The organism is Aureispira anguillae, from assembly GCF_026000115.1.
In the GTDB taxonomy this organism is placed as follows: domain Bacteria; phylum Bacteroidota; class Bacteroidia; order Chitinophagales; family Saprospiraceae; genus Aureispira; species Aureispira anguillae.
Window position 1 is genome coordinate 2,412,384 of sequence record NZ_AP026867.1, and the last position, 10,231, is coordinate 2,422,614.

10 protein-coding genes are annotated in these 10,231 nt (G+C 36.5%); 6 read left to right on the forward strand and 4 right to left on the reverse strand.

The window, feature by feature from the left end:
• Positions 1 to 97 precede the first annotated feature (97 nt).
• Positions 98 to 856: a DUF1295 domain-containing protein gene (locus AsAng_RS09245; protein ID WP_264792489.1), complete on the forward strand. Its 759-nt coding sequence runs from the start codon at positions 98 to 100 to the stop codon at positions 854 to 856.
• A 169-nt stretch (positions 857 to 1,025) separates the two neighbouring features.
• Here AsAng_RS09245 and AsAng_RS09250 read toward each other — a convergent pair whose 3' ends face one another.
• Positions 1,026 to 2,072, reverse strand: coding sequence for an alpha/beta hydrolase (locus tag AsAng_RS09250; protein ID WP_264792490.1), 1,047 nt, complete (start codon positions 2,070 to 2,072; stop codon positions 1,026 to 1,028).
• Between the two features lie 398 nt (positions 2,073 to 2,470).
• Here AsAng_RS09250 and AsAng_RS09255 point away from each other — a divergent pair, with 398 nt between their 5' ends.
• The 5 genes from AsAng_RS09255 to AsAng_RS09275 all read left to right on the forward strand — a co-directional run bounded on the left by AsAng_RS09255 (position 2,471) and on the right by AsAng_RS09275 (position 6,610).
• Entirely contained in the window at positions 2,471 to 3,592 is a 1,122-nt protein-coding gene (locus AsAng_RS09255) for a hypothetical protein (protein ID WP_264792491.1), read from the forward strand.
• 3 nt (positions 3,593 to 3,595) lie between these two features.
• Complete coding sequence (locus tag AsAng_RS09260; RefSeq protein ID WP_264792492.1) at positions 3,596 to 4,264, forward strand: hypothetical protein; 669 nt, start codon at positions 3,596 to 3,598, stop codon at positions 4,262 to 4,264.
• A 255-nt stretch (positions 4,265 to 4,519) separates the two neighbouring features.
• A complete protein-coding gene (gene dcd, locus AsAng_RS09265) occupies positions 4,520 to 5,056 on the forward strand; it encodes a dCTP deaminase (protein WP_264792493.1) in 537 nt (178 codons plus the stop codon).
• A 40-nt stretch (positions 5,057 to 5,096) separates the two neighbouring features.
• Positions 5,097 to 6,080: a DUF6438 domain-containing protein gene (locus AsAng_RS09270; RefSeq protein ID WP_264792494.1), complete on the forward strand. Its 984-nt coding sequence runs from the start codon at positions 5,097 to 5,099 to the stop codon at positions 6,078 to 6,080.
• A gap of 38 nt (positions 6,081 to 6,118) precedes the next feature.
• Positions 6,119 to 6,610: a hypothetical protein gene (locus AsAng_RS09275; protein WP_264792495.1), complete on the forward strand. Its 492-nt coding sequence runs from the start codon at positions 6,119 to 6,121 to the stop codon at positions 6,608 to 6,610.
• Positions 6,611 to 6,692: 82 nt separating this feature from the next.
• Here the strand turns inward: AsAng_RS09275 and moaA are convergent, their stop codons facing one another.
• The 3 genes from moaA to AsAng_RS09290 are packed head-to-tail and all read right to left on the reverse strand — an operon-like array spanning position 6,693 to position 10,103.
• Entirely contained in the window at positions 6,693 to 7,682 is a 990-nt protein-coding gene (moaA, locus tag AsAng_RS09280; protein WP_264792496.1) for a GTP 3',8-cyclase MoaA, read from the reverse strand.
• A gap of 9 nt (positions 7,683 to 7,691) precedes the next feature.
• Positions 7,692 to 8,660: an XdhC family protein gene (locus AsAng_RS09285; protein ID WP_264792497.1), complete on the reverse strand. Its 969-nt coding sequence runs from the start codon at positions 8,658 to 8,660 to the stop codon at positions 7,692 to 7,694.
• 12 nt (positions 8,661 to 8,672) lie between these two features.
• Positions 8,673 to 10,103 (reverse strand): DUF6986 family protein, encoded by a 1,431-nt coding sequence (locus AsAng_RS09290; RefSeq protein WP_264792498.1) that lies wholly within the window; start codon positions 10,101 to 10,103, stop codon positions 8,673 to 8,675.
• Between the last annotated feature and the right edge of the window lie 128 nt (positions 10,104 to 10,231).

Below are 10,231 nucleotides of genomic sequence, written 5' to 3' on the forward strand. Positions count from 1 at the left end.
CAGAGCTTGTTTTATTAAAAATAATCTTATTTTTAGCGCTAGAGGTACTGCTTAAGCAGTACCTCTTTTTGCTTTTTATTCTAACCTTAACTGTTATATGACTGATTCAATTTTTTATACGCTTGTGTATGGGTGGATAGCGCTCGCCTGTATTACTTTTTTTTCGTTGTTTTTTGTTACCGCTCCCTTTGGGCGACACACTTCTAAGGAATGGGGTCCTATGATTAATGCACGACTGGGTTGGTTTATCATGGAAATTCCATCGCCTTTAGTTTTTACCTACTTTTTCTTTTCGGGAAGTACAGCCCCCAATTCCGTCACCCTAATATTTTGGGCCTTATGGGTACTTCATTACTTTAATAGAAGTGTTATTTACCCGCTACGCCAACGTGACCACAGCAAAAAAATGCCCATTATGATTATGGGTTCTGCCATTTCTTTTAATATAATGAATGGTTTTATCAATGGTTATTTCCTAGGAAACTATGGCGATAGTTATACAACTGCATGGCTGTCTTCTCCTTATTTTGTTATAGGGGCTTCTCTCTTTTTTATTGGAATGTTTATTAATGTTCAGTCTGATAATATCCTATTAAATTTACGCAAACCTGGAGAAACAGGCTACAAAATTCCCAAAGGAGGGCTCTTTGGTTATGTTTCTTGCCCTAATTTGTTGGGAGAAATCATTGAGTGGTTTGGCTTTGCCCTCATGCTTTCTGCTTTGCCTGCGCTATCTTTTGCTTTGTGGACCTTTGCCAACCTAAGCCCTAGAGCCATTGCGCATCACGAATGGTATCACCAAAAATTTGACACTTACCCCAAAAAACGCAAGGCTGTATTACCCTTTCTTTGGTAAGTTTACAATCATTGGTTTTACTTTGTTACTTAAGTTCAATAAATTATATTTGTTAGAGGGAGTATTTTATTATTACCCCTAACTGATCCTAGTCTTCCAGTTAATTGATAAAAAAATAGTGAAGATTTGAAAAAAAGTATCAACTACTCCTTTTCAAATCTTCATTTTTTTATCCAGAGATCTTCTTTCTTAAAACATTTTTTCCGAGCTTAAATGCTTCGTAAGACAAACGAGCAACGACAGCCGTTTTTTCTCCCAAAGATTTGGATTGAATAGAAGCCAAAGATTGCCATTCATTAATTTCTTCATCGGCTTTAATTTGTTCGTCTAGATAACCAGCAATATTACGAATAGCAGCTTTAGCCTCAGGTATATACTGCCAGAAAAAATGCCATACATGTGGCATTCCCTCTTCAATTTTTAAGGTAACAACAGAGTCTTTCATCGCAGCAAATGCCGCAAATCGTACCGAATCGCTCAATAAAATTTCTTCTGTTCCAACTTGTATTAAAATGGGGGGTAAATCGGATAAATCTCCAAATAAAGGTGAAACAAAGGGGTGGTTTAAGGGAGCGTTTCCTGCATACCACTTTGCCCATTCTTTTGCTTTGGACACATCTAAAATAGGATCTTTTTCTGGTTCGCTCAAAGCAGATTCTCCACTCATTGTCAAATCAACCCAAGGAGAGATAACCACTGCTGACAAAGGATTGGGTAAGCCCGTTGCCTTTATTCTTAACAAAGTTGCCAAGGTCAGACCTCCTCCCGCAGAATCTCCCATTATAATGATGTCGTTTGCATTAAAATGCTCTTTTTCCAACAACCATTGATAAGCCTTTAGAGCATCCTCTAAGGCTGCGGGATAGGTATACTCTGGAGCCAACCGATAATTGATCGCAACATGAGGTATCCCTGTTTCTAATGCTATTTTCCCAATCAGCCCTGCGTGGCTTTTGATAGATCCTGAGGTATAACCACCACCGTGAAAATACAAGACTACCTTATGCGCATATCTTGATTTAGGAGGAACAAAGCGAGCAGCCTCTACTCCATTCATATCAAAATACTTAACATTTACTGATTTGGGGCATGCTACACGACTGAATATTTTTTCTTTTTCTTTTCGAAATTCATCATGGTTTCCCATTAATCTAAACGCACGACTCTTAAGTTTTCGCAAGAAAAAACTCATCATCTTAGCCTGCACACTTGCCATATTTTTGATTTTTGTTCACAAAAGTCAACCTTTTTCAAAAAGATTGATGTATACTATCAAAATGAGATTTTTTTGGGGTGAATGGTAGGTGTTTTTTGAGATAGGAACGACTAAAGGTAAAAAAATTATTGTGTTTAAGCAAATGTTATTAAATCATTAGCCCATCCTTAATAATAAAACTTAGGTTATCAATGCATGAACAACTTTGATCCACAAGCCGTAAAAAGGAAGTCAATTTTTATACGTTCTATACGCTATTTTTCATAATTTTTAGAAAATTTGATTACTTTCCAATGGTACATTACTTAGTTTTGTCGCTACCTTGAAACCATTAAAAATCGCACTAACTTATCCGTAAATGTTTTTTTTCATCATCCAAAAACTAACAACCATAATCTATGGAAATTAAATACTCTTTCATTATTATCTGGATGGTTCTATCCTTTTTTATTTCAACAACTACGCCACTTAGCGCTCAGAAATTACAGCCTTACAATAAAGCTCTTATTTGGCGAGGATTTGAACATAAATGGACTTACAACCACCGCATCAATCGAATTGGAAGCTTGGTGTCTATGCAAAAAGATCAAGGGTACTGTATTCATTATAGCGCAACAGGGTTAGGTTCCGATAGTACATTTGCTACGACCTATTATTCTTATGTAGAAGCACCCAATGTCTATTTTAAGGAGACTGAGGTTAAAATCTTGGTCAATGGCAATGAGGGAGATTTGCTAACCAAAGCAGAAAATATTTATCTCGACCTAGATGAGTGGATGCAAAACAAAGCACATTATGATGTCTTGGTCAATGGTTTTGAGGTCAAATCTATGATAAAATCAGACCAGCTTCAATTGCTTCAGTTCTTGGTAGAAGATCCTCAATATACCAAAGAGACTCAACAGATTTATTTGACGGCCAATTTTAACTTAGTAACCAATTGTAGAACATTGGAATGTGAACTATTCAAAGACAAAACAGCTTACGAACTTACCTTGCATTTATTGATTTTGGGGTTTGATGAAGATGTAGCAGAAGTTCGCAATTCGTATACCACTAGAAATTATGCTTGGGACACCTCTGTAGAAGTAGAAGAACTGAGCAAAAAATTAACCATATCGGGGCAAAAAGATCATTATCCTGCGGCTTGTTTGGGCATTAAAGGGCTGGGGATTGTCCTCAACGAAGAGCATTGGTTATTGGAGTTAAACAATTATGTGACACCGCTGTCTTATAACCCCCAAAATGGTCAAATGGATAGCCATATAAACATGAAAGTTGTTGCGTGGAATAACGGTATGGAAAATTTTTCGGTCGCACCATTCAAGGCAGAATTTGCCAAACGAAAAAGTGGCTTTGCTATGTTGGACACCAACCCTAGCTTGATCCAATTTTCCAATGCAAAAATAAAGCATGGGAAATCAACAACATCACTTTATTGGAAGGGACAAAATAAAAGTGCCGAAGCTCCTGAGGCTGAAAGTATCAAAAATATTAGCTCAAATCTAAATTTCAACTAAACAATGAAAACAGTTTTAACTTTATTCCTTTGTCATTGCCTCTTTAATCTTTACGGGCAAAAAAGTGGTGTCAGTGGCTATGGGCACAGTGAAATTATTTATATGGGTTGTGAGTTATCAGGCGATATTTACCTAGGTGCTGGTGGGGGAATTGTTGTGAATGATAATTTTCAATTTGGTGTTTATTTGCGAGCACTTAACAAACCGTATAAATACGACGTTTTTGAAGCCAGCCAAAAAAGTGGTTTTCAAGACAGTTTATTAATAAACCCACTCTCCTTTTCAGAAAATGTATTCTCCAGCAGTATCAGTAATATAGAAACAGGGGTTAATGTGGGATTTAATATTATGCCTGACAAACCTTTTCAAATTACCTTCAACGGAATGCTGGGTCTCAACACGGTTTCTTTTAGTGAAATCACAGCAACAGAGGACTCTACTACCCTTTTGGGGCTTAGAGTTAAGGATGAATTATATACCATGTTTGGCATCAATACCGCCTTAGAGGTAAATTTTCAATTTAAGATTGGAGGTTTTCTAAAAATGGGCGTAAAGGGAGGCTATCATTTTGCTTTTATTAATGGAGAAACCAGAAATGGTAATTTATTAAGAAGGCCAACCATGTTTTCAGGACCTTATATTGGTGCTAGCATCGTCTTTGGCAGTTTTTAATCCAATCAATGCTTACAACGGGCGTTATATTTCACCTTTGGGGTTGAATTCAAATTTTAAGTACAAAATTTTCTACCACTTAAAATGACTTTAGACAATATATCTGAAGGAATCATCCCTTTCAGTACTAACATAGACGCTAGAGTTCTCAAAGAATGTTTTTATTACTAGCTGCTTTTTTTTGCATAGCTGTTTAGACTTCTTAAATTTGTCCGTTCAACGACACAAAACACTATAATTATAAACAAAGGGACAATGATACTATCCGATAAGGAAATACTAAAGGCAATTGAAAACAAAGAAATTGTAATCGAACCATTTGACCCCAACTGCTTAGGTACTAACTCTTATGATGTTCACTTAGGTAAATACTTGGCGACTTACAAAAATCGTGTACTAGATGCTAGGGCGCACAACGAAATTGAATCGTTTGAAATTCCAGATGAAGGTTTTGTTTTACAATCGGGCATGCTTTATTTAGGAGTAACAGAGGAATATACGGAAACGCACAATTCCGTTCCTTTTTTAGAAGGAAAATCAAGTGTAGGGCGTTTGGGAATCGACATCCATGCTACTGCTGGAAAGGGGGATGTTGGCTTTTGTAATACTTGGACGCTTGAAATTTCATGCACCCATCCTGTTCGAGTTTATAAAGGAATGCCAATTGGGCAACTTATTTATTTTATGGTGCATGGAGACATTCAAACCTACTATAACAAAAAACAAAATGCCAAATACAATGAGCGCACGATCCGCCCTGTTGAATCGATGATGTGGAAAAATAAGTTTTAATTTTTTACTTTTTCTTTTGTTGCTCTTCAATCCATTTTGTATGACTTTTCTTGTTGTTGTTGGTGCCTTCCTTCCTTTTGTGATAATATTTGTTATTGTCATTAGAAAAAGTGCCCGTATTCAACAAAAAGTACAAGAACTTGAAGAGCAACAAAAGGAGTTACGTGCCATTAACTCTCTATTGGAAATTGAGAAGGGGGACTTACTAAAAAAACAGGCCGTACTCGACAAAGAATTGGCTTCCGCTATTCAAGACAATGCAAGCCAACAAGAAAAACTAAACCAATATGCTGCTCGTCAACAGGAGTTTCACATCATTAAATTTGGTCGTATTTCTGCTTGGGGCAGCCCTGCTTATAGCATTTCGGTAGATGCATTGGGCAATGTCTTGTACCACGGAAAAGAAGCCGTTCGTATGATTGGCTTTTTTCAGTGGAAAATCTATAGAAAACGGATTAACAACATCAATCACATCATTAAGAAATCTGATTTTTTTAAGATTGAAGAAGATGAATTTAAAAGTACCTTAGAGAACATTTCTGCTGTTGTCATTGAAATCTACCTCAAGAATGGCCTCCACAAAAAAATAAGTTACGATCATGCTGCTCAATACCCTATGGGCTTAGGTTTTTTAGAACGCAAATTAGATCTTATTTTGGGTACTCAAAAACTCTGGCTTTTTTGGGGGCAAAATGTGGTTCAGTTTTCCATCAAAAGGGGCTTAAATTACCAAGTTTCTTTTATTGTTAACCAAGGTCTGTTGTATACCATATTAGGGCAAGAATATTTTAGCGATTGGTATATAAATGGCTGGAAGGACATCAATGATTTGGTACTAAAATACGAAACTTCGCTCATTGAAGAGACGCATTATTCTTACCAAAAACATCCTAGAGATACCATTTGGGTAGAACTCGAAACTGGTTTTCGTTTCCTCATTAGTCCGAACAAACAACCTGAGTTTTATCAAGAATTTGCTCTGCTTGTAGAACTTCATGGTAAAGAATTGCAAACTAAAGTCTAGCACAAGACATATACAATTAATTCTAACAGAGCTAAAAAATGAAATTCTTAAAAAAAATAAAACAATGGTTTGGAGCCCCAAAAGTGCTACTTAGTATTACTGACGAAGTATTCGGGAAACTTATATTAAAAGAGTTTAAAAATTCAAACTATTGGCAAGGCATATTACTTTTTAAGCCGACTAGAACAGAAATAGAGTTCTTTATACGTACAAAAGAAAAAGAACGACCAAATTCTAGGCAAAAAGATTTTTTCTTTGACCTAAATCAAAACTATTCTCTTTTATCAAAAAAATGGAAAAAAACAATCAATGGTGAAATTGGCGATTCATTATTTGAAATGGGAATTACTCTTGAAAATGCTCCGCTAGAAAATTATTTTAAATTAAGTCATATAGAGATTCCCGAAATATTCAATGATGAAATAAATTGGAGTGTTACTTTTTTTGCGATTCCCGAAATCGATCCAAATCATGAATTTACTATTGAAATGAAAGGTTGGAAGGCTCTAGGACTTTATATAAACGGTTAATTTAAAAATAGTAAACATCAAAGAAGTTAGTAAGGGCTTATAAAAAAGACATATATACACACAAATCGAACCAACACCCCACCTATCCGCCAATCAGAATCATAGATCGATTTTGTCCATGATTTTCAGGATTAGCCAAGTCTTCAAAATTATCCCATCCGCCTCTTTCAGCAGCCTTAGATCGAATGCCATTAAGAATTATAGGTTTAATATCTTCTCCTGCACGAAAGGGACTAAGTAAATCTGTTTCAGATGTGGAAAAGAGACAATTTTTGATGCGCCCATTTGCCGTTAGACGAATGCGATTACAAGTGCTACAAAAAGGATTGGTAATGGTACTGATGATGGCAAAGCTACCTTCATACGTTTTTATTTTGTAATTTACAGCTGTGTCATTGGGCTTATCCTGAATTCTTAAAACTTGGTCTTCGCCATAATGAGCCGTTGCTTTTTCAAGAATTTCAGCCAAGGAAATTCCTTTCTCCCAGTCCCATTTATTGCCCCCAAAAGGCATAAATTCGATAAACTGTACTTGCAATGGACGGGATTTAGTTAATTCTATAAAATCGATAATTTCATCAAAATTAATTGCTCGCATCAGCACTGCATTTACTTTCACTCTAAATCCCTCTGCTAACAATAAACCAATATTTCGATAGACCTGTTCAAAATAATCTCGCTTGGTCACAATAGCAAACTTATCTCTATCCAAGGTGTCCAAACTAATATTGACCGCTTTTAGTCCTGCCTTTTTAAAAGTATCGATAAAACGATGGACAACAATTCCATTTGTTGTCACCCCTAATTCAACAGGTAATTTCCCCAAAGCTTCAATAATAACATGCGCATCCTTTCTGACCAAGGGCTCGCCGCCAGTCAGACGAATTTTTCGCACTCCCATTTCCACAAAAGTAGTTGCAATGGCTAGAATTTCTTCATAAGTCATCAATTCAGCTTTGGGGGCTAATTCTACCCCTTCCTCTGGCATGCAATAAAAACAGCGTAAATTGCAACGTTCCGTCAATGAAATACGCAAATAATCATGAATCCTATTATGTTGGTCTATTATCATATCAATACCTTATCCATCAATATTTCGAATGGCAATTATCTGAGCAGCAACACTTACTGCAATTTCAGCAGGAGTTTTACATTTTATTGGCAAACCAATTGGTGTATGCACCCGATCAAAATCCTCCTTTGTAATTCCTTTGTCTAACAAGGTTGCTCTAATTCTGTCTACTTTTACTTGGCTAGCCATCATACCAATATAACAAGCAGGTTTATGAATTAGTTGACTTAAAATCAACGTATCCAATGCACTAGAAAAACTCATAATTATAATATAATCATATTGTGTGCTTGGTACAAAAGTAGCTATTTTTTTATAGCTAGTGATGATTTTTTTCGAAATAAATTGGTCATATTTCCCTGTGGGCAAAGCAGCTCGATTATCAATCAAAACAATTTTAAAATCCAACAGAAATAGCTGTTGGCACAAAGCCAAGCCGACATGACCTGCTCCAACCAAATAAACCGTTTCTTGAAAGCCAACAATATATTGATAGTGCCAAGTATCCTCTGTTTTAAGTTGATAATCAAACCTAGGTACATCAATGGGCACTTGTTCTAGGTGGATGGTATTTTCGGCTCTCAAAACTAAGTAATAAGAAGCTTCTTTTTGGCAGGCAATTATTATGTTTTGAACTAAGTTTAGATGGCGTTGATTTAGAAAAAAAATCAAAATTGTCTGCTCCCCAGAGCAAGACAATCCTGACCATTTACTTTTATCCGATGGGTTGTGAATCAACCGCTTTCTTAAGCATTCTTTTTGCCCTTTTACCAAAAGCTTTTTGCAAGCTTCTACCTGTTGATATTCCATCACACCACCACCAATAGTTCCATGCATGGTAGCATCGCTTGCCACTGCCATTTGATGCCCCTGACGCCCTGGACTGCTGCCAATACTCTCAGGCACCCACATTAGCGCAACGCCTTGTTCTTCCTTTAGTTTTTGCGCTACATATAACCACAATTTTTGTTCTTCCATGCTTAACCTATCCTATTTCCCACGACGTCCTTCTAGAATTGCCAAAAAAGAACGGCTGCGAATTTCATCCAAAGTAAGTCCCGTTGCCATTGCTTCTTCCTCTGAAATTGCACCACTATTCAAGCCTTTCAAGAAATAATTTAGCAAGCCCTGTCCTGTAGCAGCATCATCAAAAATATCTGTTGTTAGGGTGGCACGAGCCGCTTTTTCTACAAAATTTTTCAAGCGCAAGGCAGCATCGCTATAACTCTCTAAAAAGAAAGCATATACCGCAGCATATCGAGCTATAAATTGAGCAGGATGCAAATCCCATCCCTGATAAAACCCATTCCATAAAGAGTGACGCACATGATCATAGCCCATTTTCCAAGCACGATGTACAATTTCTGTATTTTCCTTAAGCTCTGCAAACGTCAACTGCTCTCCTCGATGAGGGCCTACAGGCATTACATTCGTTGCACCATCTGACAACCAAATTCCAGTATGCGACAATGCCACTTTGGTAACATGGTGTGCAAAATCACAAACAGGGTGATCCATCGTTTGGTATTTGGCCGTAATATTACAAGATGCCGTATAATCATAGGTTCCAAAATGGCAAGCAATTAAACGTCCTTTGCTTGCACGAATAAATTTCAACAATGGATTTTTGCCATCTTCAGCCATAATTGACTGAGTTGTTTCGACCATCATTTCCATCTTAAGTTGATTCGGCTCAATATTGTTTGCCTTTTCTAGCAATTCAAACAATTGAACCATTGCCTCTACCTGTGCCGCAATGGTTACCTTAGGCAACATAACCACAAAGTTATCGGGAAGCTGCCCACCTGTTTCACTGCACAACGTACTAATAAATATATCTAAGGTACGTATTCCTCGCTCCTTTAAGTCTTCACTAAACGGCTTAATTCTAATGCCAATATAGGGCGGTAAAGAACCATTTTTCATTCCTTTTGCAACTTCCTTAGCAGCTCGAACGGCTGTTTCATCCTCTTCTTGATCGCTTCGATTGCCAAAACCATCCTCAAAATCTATTCTAAAATCTTCTAAAGGTTCTTGATCCAATTTAGCGACCAATTTATTATAAACGGTATACGCCAGCCAATGCGTTTCTTTTTTACGTTCTGTTTCTGAAAGCAAATCCAACCTATTTTTGAGGGTTTCTATTGCTTCAATATTTTGAGGTAAATGTTCCCAACCTTCTAGCTTTAAAACACGTCCTAAAACGCAAAAATTAGGAGCATAAGTTGTTAAGCTACTTACTGCTTTTTCTCTTAACTTGGTAACAATAGCTGAATCAAAAAGATTTGCTCCTCCATAAACCGTATGAACAGGTTGTCGATCTGCTCTATCTCCATTATAAATTTGTTGAAAAGCAAGATTATGCTTACTTAGTTCACTGGTAATTAACGCTTTTTCTTCTTTTGTGATTGATAATTTCATATTTCAAATCAGGATTTATTTAATATTTGGATAAAACAAAGGGCTATTTTAATTAACATTTACTTATTATCATTGCATCTACTATACTAATATTTTATATGTTCTATTCAATTAAAATCAACAAACTC